Source organism: Archangium lipolyticum (genome assembly GCF_024623785.1).
GTDB classification, from domain to species: Bacteria; Myxococcota; Myxococcia; order Myxococcales; family Myxococcaceae; genus Archangium; species Archangium lipolyticum.
The window spans coordinates 44958-69820 of the sequence record NZ_JANKBZ010000035.1; the positions used below are offsets into that span (position 1 = coordinate 44958).

General features: G+C 69.4%; 15 protein-coding genes. 7 read left to right on the forward strand and 8 right to left on the reverse strand.

The window, feature by feature from the left end:
• Positions 1–43: 43 nt before the first annotated feature.
• The 4 genes from NR810_RS43440 to NR810_RS43455 all read right to left on the reverse strand — a co-directional run bounded on the left by NR810_RS43440 (position 44) and on the right by NR810_RS43455 (position 10730).
• Positions 44–1093 (reverse strand): thrombospondin type 3 repeat-containing protein, encoded by a 1050-nt coding sequence (locus tag NR810_RS43440; protein ID WP_257461377.1) that lies wholly within the window; start codon positions 1091–1093, stop codon positions 44–46.
• Between the two features lie 10 nt (positions 1094–1103).
• On the reverse strand, positions 1104–2534 hold the full coding sequence (locus NR810_RS43445; protein WP_257461378.1) for an OmpA family protein: 1431 nt from the start codon (positions 2532–2534) through the stop codon (positions 1104–1106).
• Between the two features lie 216 nt (positions 2535–2750).
• Positions 2751–7220: an HYR domain-containing protein gene (locus NR810_RS43450; protein WP_257461379.1), complete on the reverse strand. Its 4470-nt coding sequence runs from the start codon at positions 7218–7220 to the stop codon at positions 2751–2753.
• Between the two features lie 393 nt (positions 7221–7613).
• Positions 7614–10730 carry a DNA translocase FtsK gene (locus NR810_RS43455; RefSeq protein ID WP_257461380.1) on the reverse strand — a complete coding sequence of 1039 codons (3117 nt, stop codon included), beginning with the start codon at positions 10728–10730 and terminating at the stop codon, positions 7614–7616.
• A 184-nt stretch (positions 10731–10914) separates the two neighbouring features.
• Between NR810_RS43455 and NR810_RS43460 the strand changes: the two genes are divergently transcribed.
• The 4 genes from NR810_RS43460 to gatB are packed head-to-tail and all read left to right on the forward strand — an operon-like array spanning position 10915 to position 14471.
• Positions 10915–11244 carry a TFIIB-type zinc ribbon-containing protein gene (locus NR810_RS43460; protein WP_257461381.1) on the forward strand — a complete coding sequence of 110 codons (330 nt, stop codon included), beginning with the start codon at positions 10915–10917 and terminating at the stop codon, positions 11242–11244.
• A 14-nt stretch (positions 11245–11258) separates the two neighbouring features.
• Positions 11259–11546 carry an Asp-tRNA(Asn)/Glu-tRNA(Gln) amidotransferase subunit GatC gene (gene gatC, locus NR810_RS43465; protein WP_257461382.1) on the forward strand — a complete coding sequence of 96 codons (288 nt, stop codon included), beginning with the start codon at positions 11259–11261 and terminating at the stop codon, positions 11544–11546.
• 4 nt (positions 11547–11550) lie between these two features.
• Entirely contained in the window at positions 11551–13011 is a 1461-nt protein-coding gene (gene gatA / locus NR810_RS43470) for an Asp-tRNA(Asn)/Glu-tRNA(Gln) amidotransferase subunit GatA (RefSeq protein WP_257461383.1), read from the forward strand.
• 20 nt (positions 13012–13031) lie between these two features.
• A complete protein-coding gene (gene gatB, locus NR810_RS43475; RefSeq protein WP_257461384.1) occupies positions 13032–14471 on the forward strand; it encodes an Asp-tRNA(Asn)/Glu-tRNA(Gln) amidotransferase subunit GatB in 1440 nt (479 codons plus the stop codon).
• A 127-nt stretch (positions 14472–14598) separates the two neighbouring features.
• On the opposite strand, the gene NR810_RS43480 is transcribed toward gatB, so the two are convergent.
• A complete protein-coding gene (locus tag NR810_RS43480) occupies positions 14599–15315 on the reverse strand; it encodes an SDR family oxidoreductase (RefSeq protein ID WP_257461385.1) in 717 nt (238 codons plus the stop codon).
• A 74-nt stretch (positions 15316–15389) separates the two neighbouring features.
• Here NR810_RS43480 and NR810_RS43485 point away from each other — a divergent pair, with 74 nt between their 5' ends.
• The 3 genes from NR810_RS43485 to NR810_RS43495 all read left to right on the forward strand — a co-directional run bounded on the left by NR810_RS43485 (position 15390) and on the right by NR810_RS43495 (position 20168).
• Positions 15390–16286 carry a LysR family transcriptional regulator gene (locus NR810_RS43485; RefSeq protein ID WP_257461386.1) on the forward strand — a complete coding sequence of 299 codons (897 nt, stop codon included), beginning with the start codon at positions 15390–15392 and terminating at the stop codon, positions 16284–16286.
• A 101-nt stretch (positions 16287–16387) separates the two neighbouring features.
• Positions 16388–16864, forward strand: coding sequence for a hypothetical protein (locus tag NR810_RS43490; RefSeq protein WP_257461387.1), 477 nt, complete (start codon positions 16388–16390; stop codon positions 16862–16864).
• 163 nt (positions 16865–17027) lie between these two features.
• The gene (locus NR810_RS43495) at positions 17028–20168 is read left to right on the forward strand and encodes a PAS domain S-box protein (protein WP_257461388.1); all 3141 of its coding nucleotides are present in this window, start codon (positions 17028–17030) and stop codon (positions 20166–20168) included.
• 7 nt (positions 20169–20175) lie between these two features.
• Here NR810_RS43495 and NR810_RS52395 read toward each other — a convergent pair whose 3' ends face one another.
• The 3 genes from NR810_RS52395 to NR810_RS43510 are packed head-to-tail and all read right to left on the reverse strand — an operon-like array spanning position 20176 to position 24807.
• Positions 20176–20841 carry a hypothetical protein gene (locus NR810_RS52395; RefSeq protein ID WP_306819009.1) on the reverse strand — a complete coding sequence of 222 codons (666 nt, stop codon included), beginning with the start codon at positions 20839–20841 and terminating at the stop codon, positions 20176–20178.
• Positions 20842–20858: 17 nt separating this feature from the next.
• On the reverse strand, positions 20859–23450 hold the full coding sequence (locus tag NR810_RS43505) for an ATP-binding protein (protein ID WP_257461390.1): 2592 nt from the start codon (positions 23448–23450) through the stop codon (positions 20859–20861).
• Entirely contained in the window at positions 23434–24807 is a 1374-nt protein-coding gene (locus tag NR810_RS43510; protein WP_257461391.1) for an ABC transporter substrate-binding protein, read from the reverse strand. The genes NR810_RS43505 and NR810_RS43510 overlap by 17 nt, the downstream gene beginning before the upstream one ends.
• Between the last annotated feature and the right edge of the window lie 56 nt (positions 24808–24863).

Below are 24863 nucleotides of genomic sequence, written 5' to 3' on the forward strand. Positions count from 1 at the left end.
GGGCGGGACTTGTATCCCGCCCCGCGGCCCCTGGGTCACGCCCTCAGCGTGTCCGCTTGTGCCGGCGGCTCATGCCGAGCAGCACCAACACCACCCCGAGCGCGCCCCCTCCCAGCATTCCGCCCAGGCCGCCTCCGCCCAACGAGCAGCCTCCACCCCCCCGCATACCAGGGGTGCAGACCGCGCCCAGTCCCGGGTAGAGCGGTGACTCCTGCTGATCGGGGTTGGCCTCCTGCGGGCAGTTGTCGCACGCATCGCCCAGCCCATCGCCATCCGTGTCCTCCTGGCTGGTACCCGCGGCCCTGGGGCAGACATCGCACACATTCCCCCTCCCATCCCCGTCCGTATCCTCCTGGTCCGGGTTGGGGACCGAGGGGCAGACATCACACGCATCGCCCACCCCATCATCATCCACGTCCTGCTGGCTGGTGCCGGCGGCCGAGGGGCAGACATCGCACGTATCGCCCAGCCCGTCTCCGTCCGAGTCCCGCTGGTCGGGATTGGCCCGGCTGGAGCAGTTGTCGCATGCATCCCCCAGCCCATCCCCATCCGAGTCCCGCTGGTCGGGATTGGGCACGGCGGGGCAGACGTCACAGGCATCGCCGACCCCATCTCCGTCCGAGTCCCGCTGGTCGGCATTGGAGACGGCGGGGCAGTTGTCGCACGCATCGCCGAACCCGTCTCCGTCCGAGTCCCGCTGGTCGGCATTGGCCTGCAGAGGGCAGATATCGCAGACGTCCCCGACACCGTCCGAGTCTCCATCCCGCTGGTCGGCATTGGAGACGGCGGGGCAGTTGTCGCACGAGTCTCCGAGCCGGTCCGTGTCCTGGTCCCCGGCGAGCTGGCTGCTGCAGGTGGCCGCCTGGCCAGGACCTGGCGCGACATAGTCATCACAGGCGCGGCGGGGGGAGAGCTCCCGCAGGACGCACGACGAGCCGTTGCGGAAGTAGTCGATGCAATCGCGCGGCGTGGCCGTCGAGGGGTCCTTCTCGACCGAACGATCGATGCCGTTGCAGTTGACGTCCTCGAGGGCGGACGCCGGAGTGGCCACGGCGGCGAGCAACAACATCATCAGACAAAAGGCATTGCGCATGACTCGCTCCTCACTTTCGCGCCTGGGCGGAGGGCTGCTCGGGGCACTCGCCCGGGCGGGGATGGCGGCGCTCGCGGTTGACGATGACGAAGTCCACCCGCCGGTTGGTGGCACGGCCCTCCTCGGTCGTATTGGAGAGCAGCGGGCAGCGCTTGCCGTAGCCCACGGGGGTCAGCCGCTCCACGGGGACACCCTTCTTTCCCATGTACTCGACGATGGCTCGGGCCCGGCGCTGCGACAGGTCCAGGTTGTACTGGCCACTCCCCACGTCATCCGTGTGGCCATCGACGCGGATGGGGCCCAGCTCGGGGTGCTCGCGGATGAAGCGGGCCACCTCGTCGAGCATCGCGAAGCTCACCGGATCGATGGTGTCCTTGCCGAAGGCGAAGTACACCGGCTCCCAGAGGCGCAACCGGACGTCCTGGTCCTCCACGGTGATGGCCGGCTGCGTCGGAGCCACCTGGAGCACGGGCGGAGCCGGTGGCCGGGGGGCGGGCTTGTACTGCCAGGCGTACGCCAGGCCCGCCATCACCCGGACCCGGGGCTCGCCGTAGCCTGCGTTGAGCCCCGAGCCCGCGCCGAGGAAGAAGCTCCAGTCGCGCACCTGCGCCTTGCCCGCCAGCATCGCCTCGGCGGGGCTGCTCGCGGTATCGCCGAGCCGTGGCGCGGCCAGCCCATACACCTCGCCGAGCACGGAGATGGGCACATCCGCGGGGCGCGCCACCTCGACCTGCACGCCCGCGCCGTAGAGCAGGCCGTGGCCCGTCCGGATGTTGAGCAGTTGCTGCTCGGCCGCCGCCCACCGCCAGCCCAGGTTGAGCGCCACCGTCACGCGCTCGAACCGGGCGTGGCCGATGAGCTGTACCGAGCCCGTCATGCTCGACGAGCCCAGGTAGCTCTCCGCGTTGCCCGTGGGGGCCACCACCTCGGCCACTCCGCCCAGGCCGAAGCGCTCGTTGCTCCACAAGCGCCCCTTGAGGCCCAGCCGCAGGTCCTCCACCCCGCCGCCCGAGATGCTCGGGAGCGCGCGTGGCTCTCGCGTCACCACGTCCGGGTAGCTGATGACATCGCCGGCCTGGTGGAGTGTCACCGGCAGGGCCACGCTGAGCTGCACCCTGTCCAGCAGGGAATAGGCGAACGACAGGTCGGCGGTGACGCGGTCGCGCACCAGCCTGCCCGTCACCTGCTCGCCGAAGGTGTAGGCCAGCGGGAGATCCGCGTAGTGCAGCAGGAGCTGCGACACCAGCTCCTGCGAGCGGCCCACGTCGGCGAGGTCGACGGTGAGCAACCGGCCGGAGCCCGGTGCGGGATGAAAGCGATTGACGTCCAGACTCGGGACGCCGTCGCGGGCTGCCGCGGGTGGGGCGGACAACACTCCCGCCAGGGCGGCGAGCACCACCCACGCGCGCTGCTTGGGACCAGATGCGATGTGAGTCTTCATCACGACCTACAGGGTAGCGGGAAAAAGCCCGTGGTGTGAAAGAGTTCACGCCTGACTTCTTCGGGTTTCCGACTCTACCGTGGCCGTGTGAAGGTTTTCGGATGAATCGCTCACCCTGAAGGATGGGTGCGCGTCATCTCATGATTCGAGAGGATTCAACCTGGCCCTCCCACCCTCTCAAGAAAAGAGGGTGGGGATGCAAGGCTTCACGCCAGCTCACACCCTGGGGGCGATGCGGCGGCGGCTCACGCTCCAGGAGAGTAGCAGCAGCGCACCCCAGCCAAGGCCCTCTGGCGTGCCGCTGCCCGCCGCGCACCCGCATCCCTGCGCGGCCGGGACCTGCACCGCGATGCTCTGGTCCACCTTCACCTGGAAGGTGCAGGTGGCGCTGTTGCCCGCGGCATCCGTGGCCGTCACCGTCACCGGGGTGGTTCCCAGGGGGAACAGCTCGCCCGTGGCGCGGCTGTAGCTCAGCACGGGCGTGGACACGGCGTCCGAGGTGGTGGCGGCCGGGTACTCCACGGGGATGCCCTGTGAGGAGGCGCCCGTCATCCTCACCGCCAGGTCCGCCGGGCAGGAGAGGGTGGGGGCGGTGGTGTCCTGGACGGTGACGGTGAAGGCACACGAGGCGCTGTTGCCGGCCTCGTCCGAGGCCGAGACGACGACCTCGGTGGTGCCCAGGGGGAAGCGGCTGCCGGGGGCGTGGCTGCTCGACACCGTGGGCGAGCGCGTGACGGTGTCACGCGGCGCGGGCACGGAGATGGCGACAGGGGCGCCCGTGGCGTCCTGGGCCTCGGCGGTGAGGTTGCCCGGGCAGCCGACCTCGGGCGCGGTGGTGTCGCGCACGGTGACGGTGAAGGTGCACTCGCTGGCGTTACCGGCCACGTCCGTGGCCTTCACGGTGACGCGCGTGGGGCCAGGGGGAAAGAGCGCACCGGGCTCATGGCTGGCCGTGAGGACGGGCGTGGCGGAGACGGCGTCCGTGGCGGTGGGCAACGTGAAGTCCACGCTGGCTCCGTCCGGTCCCGTCGCCTCGGCCTCGAGGTCCGCGCCACAGGCGAGGGTCGGAGGCGTGGAATCCCGCACGGCGACGGTGAAGACACACGAGGTGGTGTTGTTCGCCCCATCCGTGGCGGTGACCGTGACGTCGGTGGTTCCGAGGCCGAAGAGCGTCCCGGCCGCCTGGCTGTAACGGAGCGTCGTCGAGGACGCGGCGTCCTCGGCGGTGGCGGATGGGTAGTTGACGGTGACGCCCTCGGGGCCCGAGGCTTCCGCCGTCACGTTCGTGGGGCAGGAGAGGGTGGGGGCGGTGGTGTCGCGCACGGTGATGGTGAAGGAGCAGGTGGCGGAGTTGCCCGCCTCGTCCTTCGCGGTGACGAGCACCCGCGTCACTCCGAGCGGGAAGCGGCTACCGCTCGCGTGGCTCACCGACACATCCGGGGCGGACGTGATGGCATCCGAGGCCGTGGGCTGTGCGTAGCTCACGGCGGCGCCGTCGGGCTCCGTCGCCTCGGCCACGAGGTCCACCCCACAGCGCGGGGTGGGCGCGGTGGTGTCGCGCACGGTGACGGTGAAGGAGCAGGTGTCCGTGCGGCCCAGGCCATCCTTCACGGTGGCCGTGACGGTGTTCGTGCCCAGAGCGAACCGCGTTCCGGAGTCCTGGCTGTACGTGAATGAGAGCGGGGCGGTACCCGTGGCCGTGGCGGACGGATAGTCGACGATGGCGCCGTCAGCGCCGGTGGCCTCGGCCTCCGCGTTCTCCGGACAGGTGATGTCAGGACCTGGGAGGGGCTCACAGGTTCCCGAGCCGCACGTTCCATCCGCGCAGGAGGTGTTGCAGCAGACCCCATCGACGCAGTAGCCGCTCGTGCACTCCGCACCACTCGCGCACTTCGAGCCATTCACGGGGTCTCCGACCAGCCTCACCTTGACGCGCAGCTGGCGGGCCACCGCGTCGTAGGGCTCATACGCGGCGAGGAACCGCCCCTTGCCCCACGAGGCGACCGCGGGCACCGTCGTGCTCGACGTGTTCGCGGTCATGTCGGCGATGAGGAATCCCGTCCCATCCAGCACGGTGCCATCCGGCTTCACCCGCGAGCCATTGAGCCGGGACACGCCATTCCGGGTGTCCCGCCACACCATCAGGTAGGTGCTTCCATCGAAGGCGAGGGCGGGCATTCCCTGGTAGCTGGCATCCGTGCAGAGCGGGAGGTTCGTTCCGTCGAGCACCGCGCCATCCGAGGGCCTGACCCGAGCGCCGTAGATGTCCGCCCCCGAGCTGTTGCGCAGGTCCTGCCAGATCGTCAGGAAGTTGCTCCCATCGAACGCCACGTCGGGGAAGTACTGGTTGCCCGAGGCGGTGGAGAGAGCGATGCCCGCGCTGTCGAGGACCACGCCATCCGAGGCCCTGATCCGCGCGCCGTAGATGTCCATGTTGGACGTGCTGGTGTTTCGCGAGTCACTCCAGACCACCAGGAAGTGGCCGTCGCCGAAGGCGGTGGAGACGTACTGCTGGTCCTGGGCCGCGATCGTCACGGCGATGCCCTGCGGCTCCAGGACCACGCCATCCGAGGCCCTCACGCGCGCGCCATACACGTCCGCGGTCGAGCCATTGCGGTAGTCGTGCCACGTCACGAAATAGTACCCGTCGCCGAAGGTCACCGCGGGGGGCCACTGGTCCCGCGAGGCGGTGGAGATGGGGATGCCCGCCGCGTCGAGCACGGCTCCGTCCGACTCCCTCACCCGTGCGCCGTAGATGTCCGAGCCCGAGGTGCCGCTGCTCCGGTAGTCGTTCCACACCACCAGGAAGTTGCTCCCGTCGAACGCCACGGCGGGAGAGGCCTGGGAGTTGGTCGCCGTGCCAATGGGGATGCCGGCGGGGTCGAGCACGGTCCCGTCCGAGGCCCGGACCCGCACGCCGTAGACGTCGTAGCGGCCATTCAGATCTCGCGTGTCCTGCCACACCACCAGGTAGCTGTCACGGCCACCCGCCACGGCGGGCGAACCCTCGGCGTTGGCCTGGGTGGACAGCATCCTCCCCGGTGTGTCGAGGATCGTCAGGTCCGAGGGCCTCACCCGCGCGCCGTAGATGTCATAGCGGCTGGATTGATAGCCCTCCCACACCACCAGGAAGTGGCTCCCATCGAAAGCCACGGCCGGAACCCGCTCGTAATCCGTGGCGGACGCGAAGAGGATGGCCCCCGGTGTATCGAGCACCACTCCATCCACCCCGACCCGCGCGCCGTGGACGTCGTAGCTGCTCGAGCCCGTGGAGTACTGCCACACCAACAGGAACTGGCTCCCATCGGTGGCGGCGGACACCGCACCCTGGCTTCCGGAACCCGTCGCGATGGGGGTGCCCGAGGGGTCGAGCACCACGGCATCCGAGGCTCTCACCCGCGCGGCATAGACGTCGCTCGTCGAGCCATTCCGATAGTCATCCCACGCGACGAGGAAGTGGCCTCCGGCGAAGGCGATGGTGGGGGAGCCCTGGCTGTTGGCCGCGGTGGAGATGGGGATGCCCGAGGTATCGAGCACCGTTCCAGCTGCACTCACCCGTGCGCCATAGATATCGGAAGAAGAGTTGCTCCGGGAGTCACTCCAGACCACCAGGTACTTGCTTCCGTCGAAGGCGATGGCCGGGCTGGACTGGCCGTAGGTCGCGGTGGAGATGGGGATGCCCGAGGAGTCGAGCACCGCACCATCCGACGCTCTCACCCGGGTGCCGTAGATGTCGGAATACGAGTAGGACCGGGTGTCGTCCCAGACCACGAAGTAGTTGGTACCGTCGGAGGCGATAGCGGGCGAGAACCGGCTGCTCGCGGCCGTCGAGATGCCAAGGCTGGCGCTATCGAGCACCTTGCCGTCCGAGCCTCGCACGCGCGCGCCCCGGATGCTGGAGCTTCCGAAGCCAGGACTGTCCACCCAGGCCACCAGGAAGTCGCTCCCATTGGAGGCCACGGCGGGCACGAGCTGATTGCCCGTGGCGGTGGCCAGGGAGATACCCGACACGTCGAGCACCACACCGTCCGAGGCTCGCACGCGCGTGGCCTGGATGTCGTATTCGGTGTAGGTGGTGAAGGACCACGCCACCAGGTAGATGCCGCCACCGTAGGCGACCACGGGGGACGACTCCGAACCGCTGGCGGGAGCGGGCACCGGGGTGTCGGGGCTGATCTCCGGAGAGATGATCGGGTCCAACACCGCCGGCCAGGCCGAGTCCTCCAGCACCCGTGCCGGCACGCGCATCACCAGCGCACCGCCCTCGCGGACGGGCTCTACCGGGGTCTTCACTCCCTCGGCGTCCACCCACGTCGCCTTGCCGTAGCGCACCCCCAGCCCCGTCTCGGGGTCCACATAGTGGTGCCCCTGCTCCGTTACGCCCACGTACTCCAGGCCCGCCAGCTCCACCCGCACCACCAGGTCGCCCGTGCCTGTGGGCTTGGAGGCCAGCTCCCAGCGCTGCTCCGTTCCCTCCTCGCTGTTCCGCAGCACCTCCACGACCGGGCCCCGCTCCAGCGCCAGCGCGCCGTCCTCACGCACCAACGCCCGTGCCGGCTTCAGCAGCGACCGCCCTCCACGGGAGATCGACTCCGTCCTCACCCGAAGGGGCTTGCCCGTGACGAGCGGCTCTGGCTCGCGCTCCAGCGCCCGCCGCGAGCTGTCCGGAGCTCCGAGGGAGGCCACGGTGCTCGGGTTCTCCCGCTGGTGGCGCGGAGAGAATTGGAAGGAACCGTCCGCTCCGACACGGGCCGTGTACGTTGCCTGACCGCCCGTGAAGGACCCTTCCTCGGCACGGAAGGACAGGCCCACCCGGCGGATCACTGCCTGTATGTCAAAGGGGGGCGAGACGTTGGCGGAGGGCTGGGCTCCGGAGGTCTCTTCCCGGGCGTTCTCCGTGGGAGAACAGGCCGTGAAGAGCAATGTCAGACAAGCACTCAGCGTGAAGACGAGAAGGGGGCTCCCATTCCTCTGGGAAACGGGAGGGCGATGCCAGGGTGTCATTTCCGCTGAAGATATACGGAAACACTGACACGAAGGAGGCCCCCCTCCCCGGGGCCTCCCTCCCGCACATCCCGCTCAGGCGGCGCCAGCTCCGGGCATCTCGCCCACGCCGCGGATGAGCACCTCGCGCGGCTTGGCGCCGTCGGCCGGACCCACCACGCCGTCGCGCTCCATGCGTTCGATCATGCGCGCCGCGCGGTTGTATCCGATGCGCATCTTGCGCTGGAGCATCGAGATGGACACCGCCCGCATCTCGCTCACCGTCGCGAGCGCCTGGTCGTACAGCTCGTCGGACAGCTCGTCCTCCTCGCCACCACCGCCCTCGGAGTCCTCGTCGCGCGGCTTGAGGATGGACTCGTCGTAGACGGGCTTGCCCTGCGACTTGAGGTGGTCCACCGCCTTCTTGATTTCGTTCTCCGACACGAAGGCGCCGTGCACGCGCTGCAGGTGCGCGCTCGTGGGCGGCATGATGAGCATGTCGCCCATGCCCAGCAGGGCCTCGGCGCCCACCGTACCGAGAATCGTCATCGAGTCCGGCTTGGAGCGCAGCATGAAGCTGATGCGCGTGGGGAAGTTGGCCTTGATGATGCCGGTGACGACGTCCGTGGACGGGCGCTGCGTGGCCACCATCAGGTGGATGCCGGCCGCGCGAGCCATCTGCGCCAGGCGCGCCACGTACGTCTCCACCTCGCGGCTGGCCACCATCATCAGGTCCGCCAGCTCGTCGATGATGACGACGATGTAGGGCAGCTTCTTCCACTCCTTCTTCTCTTCCCGGGACGACTCCGAGTCCCCGGCGCCCTCGAGCGCGGCCTCCACGGCATCGGACATTCCGTCGTCGTCGTCCTCGCCCGCGGCCTCGGCGGCCACCGGGGCCTCCTCGGGCTCGGGCAGGGCCTCGCGCAGGTCCTCCATGTCATCCCTGGGCGCGGCGACCCCGGGGCCCGAGCTGGCGCTGGCCGGAGTGGACTCCTCGATGATGGCGTCCTCGGGCGTGGCCACGTCCACCACGACCACCTTCTTGGGCTTCTTCGGCGCGGCCTTCCTCGCGGACTCCTCGGCGGGCTTCGCGTTGGCCTTCTCCGCGTCCTGCGTCTCCACGAACTTGTTGAAGCCGGCGATGTTGCGCACGCCCGCCTCGGACAGCATCTGGTAGCGCCGCTCCATCTCCTCCACGGCCCAGCGCAGCGCGAGCGCCGCCTTCTTCGGGTCCGTCACCACCGGCAGCAGCAGGTGGGGGATGCCCTCGTACACGGAGAGCTCGAGCATCTTCGGGTCCACCATGATGAAGCGGACCTCCTCCGGCGTGGACTTCAGGAGGATGCTCATGATCATCGAGTTCACCGCCACGGACTTACCGGAGCCGGTGGTACCCGCGATGAGCAGGTGGGGCGCCTTGGCCAGGTCGAAGACGTACGGCATGCCCTCGATGTCCTTGCCCACGCACATGGTGAGCTTGCTGGCGGACTTCTGGAACACGTCCTGCTCGGCGATCTCCTTGAGGTAGACCGTCTCGCGGTCGCGGTTGGGCACCTCGATGCCGACCACGCCCTTGCCGGGGATGGGCGCCACGATGCGCACGCGCATGGCCTCCATGGCCATGGCCAGGTCGTCCTGGAGCGCGGCGATCTTGCTCACCTTGATGCCGGGCCCCGGGAGGAACTCGTACATGGTGACCACGGGGCCGGGGCGGATCTCCACCACCTCGCCGGAGATGCCGAAGTCCGCGAGCTTCGCGCGCAGCTTCTCCGCCGTGGTGAGGAAAGCCTCTTTGTCCAGCGCGGAGCGCTCCTTCTTCTCGATCTCCAGCACGTCCAGCGGGGGCAGCGAGAAGCTGGTGCGGCCGCCCACGAACTGGAACTGCTCCTGCTCCTTCTTCTTGGCGACGACGGCGGTGGGCTTGGGCGGGGCCTTGGGCTCCACGATGAGCGGCGTGCGCGCGGCCAGCGCCGAGGGCGAAGCTGGCACGAGCGCCGAGGGCGCGGCCGGGGCCACCTGCGCGGGCAGGGCGGGCACGACGGGCCGGGCGGCCACCACCTCGTCGGCTGGAGCCGCCTCGGGCAGCTCGGCGGCCGGAGCCGGTCCGGTGACGATGTTCGGCATCTTGCCCCGCTTGCCACGCGGGGCCTCGGCGGACGCGGGGGGCGGCGCGTTGGGCACCGAGTTGGCGGCACCCGAGGGGGCCAGGAAGGACGCCCACACCGGATCGGCTCCCGGCGCCGGACGGGAGGGCGCGGGCGGCGTGACGATGACGGGCGTGCTGGCGGGCTCGTCGGAGGGCTTCTTCTTCCCGGCCTCGCGAGCTTCCCTGGCGGCCTGCTTCGCGGCGGCGGCGCGCTCCTTCTCCTCCTGGCGGGCCAGGCGCACGGCCTCCTCGGCCATGGCCTCCGCATCGGCGGCCTCGGCCTCCGCCGCCAGACGCTCCGCCTCCTCGAGCTCGGCCTCCTCCTCCTCGAGCTGCGCGAGGAAGGCGGCCTCCTCCTCCTTCTCCTGGGCGAGGCGCTCCTGCCGCTCCTTGTAGTTGACCTTTTGCTGCTCCCAGAAGGAGAGGGCGTTCTCCTGGATGCGCCGGCCGACCACGGTGGCACCGGCCCACGCCAGCGAGCACAGCTTGAGGAAGGTGTACTGGGTGCCGACGATGAGCGCGGCGGCGCACACCGACGTCACCAGGATGACGGTGCCGACGGTGGAGAACAGCCCCACCAGCATGCCGCCGAGCGTGGCGCCCACGAAGCCGCCGGGCGGGTGGGCCTGGCCGGGCTGGTTGCCCAGGAAGAGCTGGGCCAGCACCGCGCCGCTGAGCGTCAGCAGCACGAAGGCCACCAGCTGCGGCCAGCGGCGCCGCTCCCGGCTGCCCACGAAGACCACCATGGCCGCGTAGACGCCGCACAGGGGGAGCAGATAGGCCCACACCCCGAGCATTCCCCGCAGGGCCTCGGCGACGAGGTGGCCCATGGGGCCCACCGCGTTCTGGAAGCCCGGCCCCCTGCGGTCCTTCACGTCGAAGGTGGCCACTGCGATCAAGGACAATACCGAGGCGACCATCAGGAAGAGGCCCACGAGGGCCCGTTGACCGGGACCCGCGTCTCCGCCCCCTCTCTTGGCCTTCTTCTCCGCGAGCGCCTTGCGGCGCGTGGCGATGTCCTGCCTCGAAAGGACCGTCTTCTCCGCTCTGGCCTTCCGTTCCGCCATGACTTCCTCACACTCCCCGTAGCGGGCTGTAGCAGCCGTCCGCGGAGTGTAGGGAGGGAGGGGGTAGGGTCAATTTTCCGGCTGGCCGTCCGGAGGTATACGGGGCTACCACTTTGAAGCACCAGCCGGGGGCGGAGCATGTATCTTGCCCTGGCCGAGTATCAGGACCAAGGAGACCTACATCATGGCCCACCCGGACAAGCCGTCGTCGACTGAAGAGGAATACTTCGCGCGCGAGGAGATCGAGAAGAAGCGCAAGCTGGCGCTCGAGCAGTCCCAGTCCCTGGCCGCCCAGCAGCGCGAGGAGCTCAAGAAGCTCCATTGGATGAAGTGCCCCAAGTGCGGCATGGACCTGCAGCCGGTCAAGCACGGCGACGTGGAGATCGAGACCTGCTTCAACTGCCACGGCATCTTCCTGGACGCGGGCGAGCTGGGGCGGCTCCAGCAGCAGATGTCGCACGAGAACAGCGGCAAGTGGATGGGCGCCGTCCTCAACCTGTTCAAGAACAAGTAGCGCGGAGGAGCCCCATGAAGCTCACCGTCGAGCAGGTCCGACACGTGGCCACCCTGGCGCGGCTGTCGCTGACGTCCGAGGAGGAGGAGCGCTACGCCACGCAGCTCTCCGCCATCCTGGACGCGGTGGCGCAGTTGCAGGAGCTCGACGTGAGCGGCGTGGAGCCGACCTCGCATGCCACGCTCGCGTCCTCGCTGCTGCGCGAGGACGTGACGCGGCCCTCGCTGCCACCGGAGAAGTCGCTGGCCAACGCACCGGCCAAGGTGGGCACCAGCTTCTCCGTCCCGAAGATCCTGGAGTGACGCCATGCAGCTGACCGATCTCACCCTGCTGGAGCTGGCGGCGAAGCTGGCCTCGGGGGAAGTGACTTCCGTGGAAGCCACCCAGGCCTGCCTGGCGCGCATCTCCCAGGTGGACGGGAAGGTGAAGGCCTTCCTGCGGTTGGACGAGCACGGGGCGCTGGCGGCCGCCGAGGCCAGTGACGCGCGCCGCAAGTCCGGCAACCCGCACGGGCCGCTCGATGGCGTGCCGGTGGCCGTCAAGGACATCTTCCTCACCGAGGGCGTGGAGACCACCTGCGCCTCGCACATCCTGAAGGGCTTCGTCCCGCCGTACGACGCCACCACGGTGCGGCTGTTGAAGGAAGCGGGGATGCCGATCCTCGGCAAGCTCAACCAGGACGAGTTCGCGATGGGCTCGTCCAACGAGTCGAGCGCCTACGGCCCCTGCCACAACCCGTGGGACGTGACGCGCACGCCGGGAGGCTCCTCGGGAGGCTCGGCGGCGGCGCTGGCGGCGCGCGAGGTGTTCGGCACGCTGGGCACGGACACGGGCGGCTCCATCCGCCAGCCGGCGGCGCTCACCAACACCGTGGGCCTCAAGCCCACCTACGGGCGCGTGTCGCGCTATGGCGTCATCTCCTATGCCTCCTCGTTGGACGCGCCGGGCCCCATGGCGCGCACGGTGGGGGACGTGGCGGCGCTGCTCAAGGTGCTGGCGCGGCATGACCCGCTGGACTCCACCTCGGCACCGGCGGACGTGCCGGACTACCTGGCGGACCTGGAGCAGGGCGTGGCCGGGCTGAAGCTGGGCGTGCCGCGCGAGTACTTCGTCGAGGGGATGGATCCCGAGGTGGAGGCGGCGGTGCGCTCGGCGCTGAAGGAGTACGAGCGGCTGGGCGCCACGCTGGTGGACGTGTCGCTGCCGCACACGAAGTACGCGCTGGCCACGTACTACCTGCTGGCCCCGGCGGAGGCGTCGAGCAACCTGGCCCGCTACGACGGCGTGCGCTACGGGCACCGGACGCGCGAGGCCAAGGGGCTCAAGGACATGTACGGCATGACGCGCGACGAGGGCTTCGGCCCCGAGGTGAAGCGCCGCATCATGCTGGGCACCTACGCGCTGTCGGCGGGGTACTACGACGCCTACTACCTGAAGGCGCAGAAGGTGCGGACGCTCATCCGCGAGGACTTCACCAAGGCCTTCACCCAGGTGGACGCGCTGGTGACGCCCACCTCGCCGGTGCCGGCCTTCAAGCTGGGCGAGAAGGTGAACGATCCGCTGTCCATGTACCTCATGGACGTGTGCACGCTGCCGTGCAACCTGGCGGGGCTGCCCGGTCTGTCGCTGCCGTGCGGCTTCACGAAGGCGGGCCTGCCCATTGGCTTGCAGCTCATGGGCCGCCCGTTCGACGAGGCGAAGCTGTTGCGCATTGGCCGGGCCTTCGAGCGCGAGCACGAGTTCACGCGCCGCCTGGCGCCCATCTGAGAGGATTTCCGGGAGACGCCATGCCCCTGAGTGATTTCCAGCCGGTCATCGGGCTCGAGGTCCACGCCCAGCTGCTGACGAACACGAAGATCTTCTGTGGCTGCTCCACCGAGTTCGGCGCGGCGCCCAATCAGAACACCTGCCCGGTGTGCCTGGGACTGCCCGGCGTGCTTCCGGTGCTCAACGCGCGCGTGGTGGAGTACGCCATCCGCACGGGGCTGGCGCTCGGCTGCACCATCAACAAGACGAGCGTGTGGAGCCGGAAGAACTACTTCTATCCGGACCTGCCCAAGGGCTACCAGATCACCCAGTTCGACCAGCCCATCTGCGAGCACGGGCAGCTCTCGGTGGACATGGCCGAGGGCGAGAAGGTCATCCGCGTCCGCCGCATCCACATGGAGGAGGACGCGGGCAAGAGCGTGCACGACGCCTCGGCGAGCGAGAGCCTGGTGGACCTGAACCGCGCGGGCGTGCCGCTGCTGGAGATCGTCGGAGATCCGGACCTGCGGAGCGCGGACGAGGCGGTGGACTACCTCAAGGCGCTGCGGGACGTGCTGGTGTACCTCGGGGTGAACGACGGGAACATGGAGGAGGGCTCGTTCCGCTGCGACGCCAACGTGTCGGTGATGCGCAAGGGCGCCACGGCGTACGGCCAGCGGGTGGAGCTCAAGAACATCAACTCGTTCCGGTTCGTGAAGCAGGCCATCGAGTACGAGATCGCCCGGCAGGTGGACGTCATCGAGTCGGGTGGGAAGGTGGATCAGGAGACGCGGCTGTACGACCCGAACAAGGGCGTGACGCGCTCGATGCGCTCGAAGGAGGAGGCGCACGACTACCGCTACTTCCCGGAGCCGGACCTGCCGCCGCTGCACGTGACCAACGAGCGGATCGACGAGGTGGCGAAGTCGCTGCCGGAGCTGCCCCGGGCGAAGGTGACGCGCTTCATGAGCCAGTACGGGCTGCCGGCGTACGACGCGAAGATCTTGTGCGCGGAGCGCCCGCTGGCGGACTACTTCGAGGCGGTGGCGCAGCACTTCAAGGACTACAAGCGGCTGTCGAACTGGTTCCTCGGGGAGCTGCTGCGGCTGCTGAAGGACGAGGGCGGGACGGTCACCACGCTGCGCTTCTCGACGGTGCAGTTCGCCAACCTGTTGGGGGCGGTGGAGAAGGGGACCATCTCGGCGAACGCAGGCAAGGACGTGTTCGGGGAGATGTTCCGGACGGGGAAGGATCCGGAGGCCATCATCGCGGAGAAGGGCCTGGCGCAGGTGAGCGACGTGGGGGCCATCGAGGCGGTGGTGGACGAGGTGCTCGCGAAGAACGCCGCCGAGGTGGAGAAGTACAAGGCGGGCAAGAAGCAGAGTTATGGCTTCTTCGTGGGCCAGGTGATGAAGGCGATGAAGGGCAAGGGCAACCCGGCCCTGGTGAACGAGCTGCTGAAGAAGAAGCTCGGGGAGTAGCTCGAAGGGATGCGCCCCCTGTTCGCGGACCCGAAGACGGACTTCGTCTTCAAAATCGACCAGGCCCTTGCCGCTGAGAGTTCCACCGAGGCGCTGCGCTGAGGGGCTGTAAGCGGAGCTCGCTGAATCAGACGAGCCGGTGTCCCCCGTCGATGTGTACCACCTCTCCGGTGGTGAACCCGTTTCCCATCAGGAAGAGGGCGGCGTGAGCGATGTCGGAGGGTGCACCTACGCGCGCGACCGGAAGGCGGCGCGCGTGCTGCTCGAAGCGTTGTGCCTTGGCGTCGCCCGCGAAGCGGTCCCAGAAGGGGGTGTCGATCCAACCCGGGGACACCGCGTTCACCCGAGTCGGCGCGAGCTCCAGGGCCAGGGCTCGAACGAGTGAGACGAGGGCGCCGTTCACCGCCGCGACGACCGACCCGCCAGGCCCTGGCCGATCCGACGCGATTCCCGTGGTGAAGAGGAGCGAGCCATTGGGCTCGAGCCTCGCGTATTTGGCGACGTGGAGCGCCGCCACGAGCTTGGAGTCGATGGTGCGGCGCGCCTCGGCGATCTCGAGCTGACGGATGGGTTGATAGTGGCCATGCACCGCCGTGACCACGACGTGGTGCGCGGGTGGATGTTCTTCGAAGAGCCGCCGCACCTGGGCCTCCTCGGTCACGTCGGCGGCGAAGGTGCGCACGCGGTGCGTCGCCCCGAGCCGGGCGGCGGCATCCGCGAGCTTCTGGGGAGAACGGCCCACCAGGGTCAACGAGGCTCCACCCTTCAAGCAGGCCTCGGCCACCCCGAGGCCAATGCCAGAGGAGCCCCCAATCACGACGACATGCTGGTTTTCGAGATTCATGGCGCATTCGTAGCGTGGGCATCCGGTTGGCGGCCATGGGATGAAGTGACAAGCTCCATCCCATGGATGGGATGATGTCATTGGAGGATGTGCGCATCTTCGTGGCCGTCGCGCGGCATTCGAGCTTCGTGGAGGCGGCGCGGCGCACGGGCGTGCCCACCAGCACGGTGAGCCGCAGGGTGGCGCAGTTGGAGGAGTCCCTGGGGACGCGCCTGCTCCAGCGCACCTCCCGGCGCGTGGGTCTCACCCACGAGGGCGCGCGGCTGCTCGAGCGCGCCGGGCCACTGCTCGACGAGTTGACGTCGGTGCTCGACAGGGCCGCGGATCGCGAGGACGAGCCTTCGGGCAGGCTCCGGGTGACGGCTCCCGTGATGACGGGGGCTCAGCGCATCGCTCCGGCGCTGTTCTCCTTCGCCGCCCGCCATCCCCGCCTCACCGTGGAGCTCGAGCTCACCAACTCCGTGGTGGATCTGGTCCAGGAAGGCATCGATCTGGCCTTTCGCGCTGGACCCATTCATGACGGAGAGCTGGTGGCGCGGCGCTTGTGGTCGGTTCCCTTCTCGCTCGCCGCTTCACCGGGGTTCGTGAGACAGGTGTTGAAGGGCCGCACCCAGCTCGAGCGGGGTTCGCTCGGCTCCGTGCCCGCCATCGTCGGCCAGCCTGGCGGGACCTGGCGCTTCCGCCGACGGGACGGTTCCATCGAGGAGCTCCGTCCGTGTGAGCGCTTCTGTGCGAACGATCCGCAGGTCGCCATCGCCGCAGCGGTACAGGGGCTGGGGGTGGTCCGGGCCGCCGACGAGGCCATCGAACAACAGGGCAAGGCACTCATGCGGCTCACCGTGACGGGGCGCTCGGTCGAGCCACGCGACATGTTCGCGGTGTACCCATCCCGTCGATTGCTCTCCTCCCGGGTACGCCTGGCTCTGGACTGGGTGATGGAGCACGGCCGGCCCAAGGGCGGACGCGAGTGAGCGAAGATTGCAAGCCTTCCTGGATCTCCTTGACCCCTGACAAGTGCGCGCAGCATGGTGGCCGGTGTGGGCCCGTCGGACCCATCACAAAGGAGAAGCCCATGCTGAGCAACATGCCCAAATCCGTCTTCAACGGCCTGGCGGCCCTGACGGTGGCGATCCCGATCGTGGCGTGGAGCAACCTGCCGCGCGTCCACAACGTCCAGTCGCGGTCGATCACCATGTTCTACGAGAGCGATTTCGCGCAGGGCCAGAACACCAACCACACGGTGGCGGAGGGCAACGCGACGTTCAGCTGGCAGGAGGGGACGCTCCACAGCTTTGGCAACCTGCGCGCGACCAACAAGGGCGGGGACACCTTCGAGCTCAAGTTGGTGCGCGCCAGCTCCGCCGACGAGGATGAGATCTCCGGCGAATGGGACGTGTTCAAGAACGGCAACCCGACGTGCGCCGGTTGCAAGGGACACCTCTACGTGTCCACTCCGGACCTGGGGGATGACTACCTCAAGGGCTACGTCGAGAACGGCAAGGTCGGCTATTCCTTCCGCGCGGAGCTCTCGAACCGCTACGAGTATTGAGGGGGCCCGCGCCGCGAGGGCGGGACGTTCACGGTTCGTGTTTCTGTTTCCGAAAACGATTGCTCCGCTCATGCCCCCGATCCTGCCTGTAGCTCACCTGTGGTCGACACAGGCGTTCTCTCCAACTCATCAAGAGCAGCCCCGTTCCGATTCCTTCTCGGGCGTGGCCGCCGAGGGCATCCTGCGGCACATCGTCGAGAGCGGCGAGGCGCTCATCGCGGCGCTGGACACGTCCTTCCGCTTCACCGCCTTCAACCAAGCCTACCGGGAAGGGTTCCTCAGGAACTTCGGCGTCCCGATCGAGCTGGGGATGGACCCGCGGGACGCCCTGGCCCACCTGCCGAGTGAACGGGCCACCCTGGTGGAGTTGTGGCAGCGGGCGTTCCAGGGAACGCAGTACTCCACCATCGCAGCCCTCGGAGACGCGCAACGCCGCCGGAATGTCTACGAGCTCGACTTCCGTCCCCTGCGGGACGCGGCGGGAACGCTCACGGGTGCCTTCCTCGTTGCCCGCGACGTCACCGCGCGGCAGCAGGAGCAGGAGCAGCTCCAGCGGCTCCCCACGGAGCTGGAGAAGCTCGTGCGTGAGAGGACGGCCCGCCTGGAGGCGGCCACGCTGGAGCTGGAGCGCGAGCGCACCCGGGCGGTGAGCACGCTGGAGCGAATCTCGGAGGGCTACTTCGCGCTCGACCGGGACTGGCGCTTCACCTTCCTCAACCCGGAGGCGGAGCGGCTGCTGCGGCGCTCGCGGGCGGAGCTGCTCGGCGGAAACATCTGGTCGTTACTCCACGACGCGGAGGCCTTCCACCACCCGTACCACCGCGCCCTGCGCGAGCAGGTCACCCTCCGCTTCGAGGCGTACTACCCACCGTTGGACACGTGGTTCGAGATGCGGGTCCACCCCTCGGTGGAGGGGCTCGCCGTCTTCTTCCGTGACATCAGGGAGCACAAGCGGGCCGAGCAGGTGTTGCGCGAGTCGGAGCTGTTCCTGCGCTCGGTGTTGGACTCCCTGCCGGCTCAGCTCGCGGTGCTCGACGAGAAGGGCGTCATCCTCGCCGTCAACGACGCGTGGCGGCGTTCCGGGTCCGGCAATGGCCTCGTCCGCCCCGTGGGTCCGTGCGGCGTGGGAACCGACTACCTGGCCGTGACCGACGCGGCTGCCCGGGAGGGACTGGAGGACGCGCGCGCCGCCGCCCAGGGCCTCCGCGACCTCCTCGCCGGGCGCCGGGAGTGCTTCGAGCTCGAGTACGACTGCCCGGACACTCCCTCGCGGCGCTGCTTCCTGATGCGGGTCACCCGCTTCGTGGGGCAGGGCCCCCTGCGGGTGCTGGTGGCCCACGAGGACATCACGGCGCGCAAGGTGGGCGAGGAAGCCACGCGCCGCCTCGCCCGCGAGGAGGCCGCGCGCGCGCAGGCCGAAGCGGCCCGCGAGCACCTGCATGCGGTGTTCGAGCGCATCTCCGATGGTTTCGTCGCGTACGACCGGGAGTGGCGCTTCACCTACGTGAACCGGAACGCGGAGACCTGGTTCCGCCGGAAGCGGGAGGAACTGCTCGGTCAGAGCATGTGGCACGTCTTCCCCGGCGCGGTGGGCTCGCGGCTCCATGCGCTGCTCCACCAGTGCGTGAACGAGCAGCGGCCGCTCGAGGCCGAGCTGCCCTCCACCACGTCGGACCAGTGGTTCCGGATCGTCGCCTATCCTTCTCCGGAGGGCATCTCCGCCTACTTCCGCGACATCACCGAGCAGCGTGTGTCCCAGGAGGCGCTGCGCTCCTCCGAGGAGAAGCTGCGGGGCATCGTCTCGCTCGCGGCGGATGCGATCATCGCCGTGGATGGGCAGCAGCGCATCCGCATCTTCAACGAGGGAGCCCGCTCCACCTTCGGGTACACGCCCGAGGAGGTGCTGGGCCAGCCGCTGTCGCTGCTGCTGCCCGAGACGCGGCGCGAGGTGCATGACCAGCACATGCGGGACTTCGCGGCCTCGGCCGAGGTGGCCTCCCGCCGCATGGGCGCGCGCCTGTGCGTGGAAGGCCGGCGCAAGGGGGGCGAGGTGTTTCCGGCGGAGGTCTCCATCACCCGGATCGAGCTCGGCAACGAGCAGGTGTTCACGGCCGTGCTGCGGGACATCACCGAGCAGCGGCGCGCCGAGGAGCGGCAGCGCTTCCTCGCCGAGGTGGGAGCCACGCTGGCGCACTCGCTCGACTTCCAGGACACCCTGCGGGCCGTGGTGAAGCTCGTGGTGCCAGGGCTCGCGGACGGCTGCATCCTCACCGCCGATGGTGGGCAGTCAGCGGGCCAGGCCTCCGCAGTGTCGGCGGTCGATCCGGAGTTGGAGCGCTCCCTCCGGGGGGTGCTCACCCGGCCTTCCGGCTTCGAGAGCCCCATGGGGAATGCCCTGGAGCAGGCGGTCCGGACGGGTGAGCCGGTGGTGCTCGCCGATGCGCCCATCCTGGCCGTTCCCCTGCGCACCCCGGAGCGGGCGCTGGGGGTGCTCGCGCTGGTGCTCAACTGCCCGGCGCGGCGCTTCGGCGTCGAGGAGTACACCCTGGTCCGGGAGCTCGCGCGCCGCGCCACCCTGGCCCTCGAGAACGCGCGCCTGTACCACACGGCGCAGCAGGCCATCGCCGTAAGGGACGAGACGCTCGGCATCGTCTCGCATGATCTGCGCTCGCCCCTGAGCGCCATCTCGCTGCTCAGCAGCACCATCGAGCTGTACCAGATTCCCCAGACGCACGAGGGAGACCGGGCCCGCGACTCGCTGAAGCGGATCCGCCAGTCCGTGAACGACATGAACCGGCTCATCGAGGATCTGCTGGCGGTGGCCCGCATGGAGGCCGGGCGCCTGTCGTTGGATCCCGAGCGGCTCGAGGTGTCCCGGTTGTTCTCGCAGGCGCTCGAGACGCTCGAGCCGCTCGCCGGAGCCAAGGCCCTCCGGCTCGAGGCGGTCTATGACCCCACCCTGCCGCCCGTGCGCGCCGATCGGGCGCGGGTGCTCCAGGTGCTCCAGAACCTGGTGGGCAACGCCATCAAGTTCACGCCCTCGAGAGGCTCCATCCACCTGGGGGCGGAGCTGGACGGCAAGTGGGTGCGCTTCTCCGTGTCGGACACGGGCACGGGCATCGAGCCCGACGCCCTCCCGCACGTCTTCGATCGCTTCTGGCAGGCGCGCCACACGCGTCACATGGGCGCGGGCCTGGGCCTGGCGATCGTCAAGGGCATCGTCGAGGCGCACGGCGGGAAGATTCGTGTCGAGAGCACCCTGGGCAAGGGCACGACGTTCATCTTCACGCTGCCCCTGGCCTGAGCCGTCCTCAGAACAGACGGACTCCGAGGAAGAACGCGGTGCTCAGCCCCAGCCGCGTCCAACGGCGGTCCTCCGGGGTGAACGCGTAATCGCCTCGGGTGAGGGTGAGCGCGTAGTCTCCGGTGGAGAAGCGCACGCGGGCCTCACCTCCCACGAAGAAGCGGGACGAGGACGAGGGGAAGTAGTTGCCGCCCAGGCCGAGGCCGAAGGCGGGGGCACGGCCTCGGCCCTCGTAGCGGTAGTCCGGAGCGGTGAGGGTGGTGCGCGTCTCCATCACGCCCCCGAGCAGGACGCCGTAGAGGTCCGCCTTCTGGTAGTTCCGGTCGGCCAGGGTGAAGTGGTAGCTCAGCCGGCCGAAGCCGGTGAAGTCACGGCGTGAGACATCGCGCTCGGAGAACAGGTTCGGCACCCAGCAGGCCAGCGCGCACTGGTTGACGTCGAATTCCGCGCCGAGCGACAGCGTGCCGGGGCCCACCCGGATGACCCCGAGGTCCACGGCGGCGCCGGCCTCCACGGAGAGCGGGAGGAGCGAGGCGGCTCCTTCGAGGCGGAGGTCGAGGTTTCCCGGGTGCATGAGCGGGCGGGGCTCTTCGGCCTGGGCCAGGGCGGGCATCGCGGTGAGCCCGACGAGCAGGAGCAGGACGCGGCCGTGGGAGAGGGCGGGGGATGACATGGTCCGATGCGCTCCTTCTATCCCTTGCCCTGCCTGGCGGTGCTCTCCGGATGCCACGGGAGCTCCAGGGTGAACGTCGCGCCCTGGCCGGGCCCGTCGCTGTGCGCGCGCAGGCAGCCTCCCATGGACCGGGCGTGCAACGCGCAGCTGTGCAGCCCGAAGCCGTGGCCGTCCTTCTTGGCGGTGAAGCCGTACTGGAAGATGCGCAGCATGTTCTCCGCCGGGATGCCGATGCCGTTGTCACTCACCTGGATCTGCACGTACTCGCCGATGTCGCGGATGTGCACCTCCAGGCGGCGCCGGGACGCCTGGGAGGCCATCAAGGCGTGCTTGGCGTTGCTGATCAGATTGACGAGGATCTGCAGCAGCTTGTGCCGGTCCGTGTGGAGCTTCGGCAGCTCGGTGTAGTCGCGCAGCACCTCGATGTCGAGCGACTGGCGTAGCTGGATGCGCAGGGCGTCATCGGCGGTGGCGCACACGTCGACGTCCTCGAGGATCTGTATCGTCCGGGAGGCGAGCGACTGCTGCACGGCGATGATGTTGGTGACGTGGTCGAGGTTGCTCTGCAGCCCCTCCATCTCCTTGAGGAGGTTCGTGTTCTCCTCGACGAGCGCCTCGGTGGCCGCGGTGAGGTACCGCGGGAGGAGCATTCCTTTCGGATCCTCGGTGAGGTAGCGGGCGAGGTCTTCCTGGTGCTCCCGTAGCAGGCCCATGGCCCGGGTGAGGGGCTGGATGCGCGACTGGCGGAGCCTGCCTTCCATGATGGAGGCGGAGACCTTGACGCTGCTGATGACGTTGCCCACGTTGTGCAGCACGGTGGTGGCGATCTCCTCGCGTCCGGCCACGCGCGCGGCCTCCATGAGCTGGTGGTGGGCCTCGCGCAGCTCCCGGGTGCGCTCCTGCACCCGCTGCTCGAGCTCGTCATGGGCGCGGCGCAGCACCTCCTCCGCGCGCTTGCGGGCCGTGATGTCGGTGGCGATGCCGGCCACCGCGTAGGCCTCGCCGTTGGCGTCGAGCAGCGGGAAGCGGACGACCAGGTAGGTCTGGGTTCCTTCTTCCAGGGGAACCTCCTGCTCGACCGTCACCGGGCCGCCCGCGTCCAGCGCCTGCTGGTCCTCCGCCTTGCGTCCTCTGGCCCACTGGGGCTCCCAGAGCTCGTCATCCGTCTTGCCGATCATCTCCTCCGGCTCGTGCCTCGTCATGACCGCGAACTGCCGGTTGACGAACAGGTAGGGACCCTTGACCGACTTCACGTAGATGACGGCGGTGCTGTGGTCGATCAGTGCCTGCAACAGGTTGCGGCTGGAGCGCAGCTCGGCCTCGGAGTGCTGAAGTCCCTCCACGTGCTGCTGCAGGTCGCGCCAGGCGGACTGGAGCTGCCGGCCCATCCTCGCGAAGGCTTCGGTGAGCGTGCCCAGCTCGTCGTGGCGGTTGAGCGAGGGCAGCGGCGTCTCCCACCTGCCCTGGCTGATGGCGCCCGTGGCCACGGCGAGCTGGTGGATGGGGACGACGATGTCGCGGGCGAAGAGCAGCGTCACCAGCAGCGCCAGCAGCAGCGAGCCCAGGGTGGTGGCGAGGATGACGAGTCCGATAGCCCGCTCGCTGGCGAGGATGGAGGAGAGCGGCCGCTCGGTGAGCACGGTCCACTGGATGGTGCTCTGGCCCGCGAGGCGGATGCGCGCGAAGGCCTGGAGGAAGCCGGGCCGATTGGTGGTGTCGAGCAGCGTGCCTCTCGGCCGGCCGAGGATCTCCCCGGCGTCCTCCGGGCGCTCGGTGCGCAGGGTGATGCCGGTGCCCCGCAGGCCGCCGTGGAGCCGTTGCGGATCGGGGCCCGCGAGGTAGTCGCCGGAGGCATCGACCAGGTACACGAGATCGGCGGATGCGTCGTGGGTGAGTGGCTGGAGGAGGGGCGCGAGAGGAGCGGAGACCACCAGCACGCCGACGGCGGTGCCGTCGAGCGCGAAGAGGGGCGAGGCGTAGCGGATGGAGGGCCGGGGTGGGGACACGGGGTGCCCGTCCGGTGTGGTGGCCAGCTCGATCGGGCTCACGAAGACGGGGGCCATCTGGCTGGAGATGCTGGTGAGGCTCATGGCTCCGGAGACGAGCGCCTCGTTCGCGAGTGAGCGCCGTGGGTCCCCGGACGCGGTCCGTCTGCTCCGGCCGTCGATGGAGACGGTCAGCTGTTCCTGTCCGGTGCGGTCGAGCACGCTGATGCCATCGAAGAGTCCGCCGGAGCGGCGGATGAATCCATGGAAGAAGTCCACCACGTCGCGGGAGGGCGGGGCCGGGGTGGTGGCGAGGGCATTGGCGTAGCGCTGGAGCGGCGGAGCCTGGCCGAGCAGGAGCACGTTGTTGATGGAGCGCAGGAGGGTGGCCTCGACGGCGGTGGCCCTGGCCTCGGTGGTCTGCAGCAGTTGCGGCTTGCTGGTCTCGATGCGTGCCGAAGAGGAGCGCTGGATGTTGTAGATGGAGGTGATGGCCGCTGGGATGAGCAGCACCAGGGCCACGCGCGCCACCATCTTCAGGTAGAGCGGTGAGCGCAGCAGCGAGAGGCGTTTCCCGGCCCCGGGTGGAGGAGGTCCCTCGGCCATCTCAAGGTTCCACGGCATGGGGCGGGAACAAGGCTTCCGCCTGCTGTTGGGCCTGGGCGGCGGCCTGTTCGGGTGTCAGCCGGCCCAGGAGCATGTCGTGGTAGGTGGTGCCGAGAATCTCGGCGAGCTGGGGCCACTGCGGCACCGCGGGGCGCATCCAATCCTGGAGCTGGCCGGCCTGGCCGAGCTGGTCCATGACGGTGAACACCGGGTAGCGGCGGACGAGCTCGGGGTCGCGCAGCAGGCTCTTGCGCGGCATGCCGCCGCTGCCGTGCCGCGCCAGCAACCCCTGCGTCTCGCGCGAGGTGAGCCAGGCCAGCGCATGCCATGCCAGCTCGCGCCGTGGGCCGATGTTGGCGGGGATGCCGAGGCTCCAGGTGCCGATGGGTGTCACCGCCGCCTCGCCGGGAGCGTGAGGCGGCGCCGAGTAACCGATCTTCCCCGCCGCGAGGGAGGAGGGCGCCTCCTCCACGAGGTATGTGCGGGCGCCCCACTCGTAGGTCATCGCCACGCTGCCCTGGGCCATGCGGAGCGGGCGCTGGTCCCACGCCGTGTTGACGACGTCGGGGGGGGACACCTTCAGCAGCTCCAGGGCGAAGCGGGCCGCGGCCACGCCCTTGGGGGTGTTCAGCGTGGGGCGGCCCTGGGCATCCAGCAGCGGCTGGCCGAAGGCGGCGTAGAAGTGGGCCATCTGCTGGCCGAAGGGCTGGCCCCGCTGACCGTTCCAGAGGATGCCGTACCGCCCGGCCCCCGGCTTCTGGTAGTGCCGCGCCACCGCGAGCAGCTCCTCGGTGGTCTGGGGCGGCTTCAGGCCATCCGCGGCCAGCAGATCCTCGCGGTACCAGAGCAGCTCCGCGTGTGTCTGGATGGGCAGACCGAGCTGGCGCCCGTGGTCGCGGCCCTGGGCGTAGGCGATGTCCAGGAAGTCCTCCGGTTCCACCAGGGCGCGCGAGCCGGAGATGAGCTCGTCGAGAGGCAGCAGCACGTCGCGCTCCCCGTACTCGCCCGCCCAGACCGCGTCGAAGCAGATGATGTCGTACGCGCTGACCTTGTCCTGGGCATTGCGCAACGTCAACCGCCGCACGTCATCGTAGCCGACCACCTCGAGCTCGAACCTGGCGCCAGTGCGCCGCTCCAGCTCGGCGGAGACCTCCTGGATGGCCAGCGCGAAGGGGTCTCCGATGAGCAGCACCCGGAGCGTCTCTCCGCGCAGCACGGGAGCGCTGGAGCCGGCCGGCGTGCTGGAGGGCTCGGGGGCTCGGGGGGCACGCGTGGCGAGGACGAGCGCCGCGAGCACGGCCCCGGTGATGAGCACCACTCCTGTCAGGAGCACCCACGGACGCGGACGGCGAGAGGGGCGCGCGTTGTCGTCCATGCGAAGAATTCTAGTGCCACAGGTTCACTAACCGTACCAGCCCCGAAGTCGTTCCT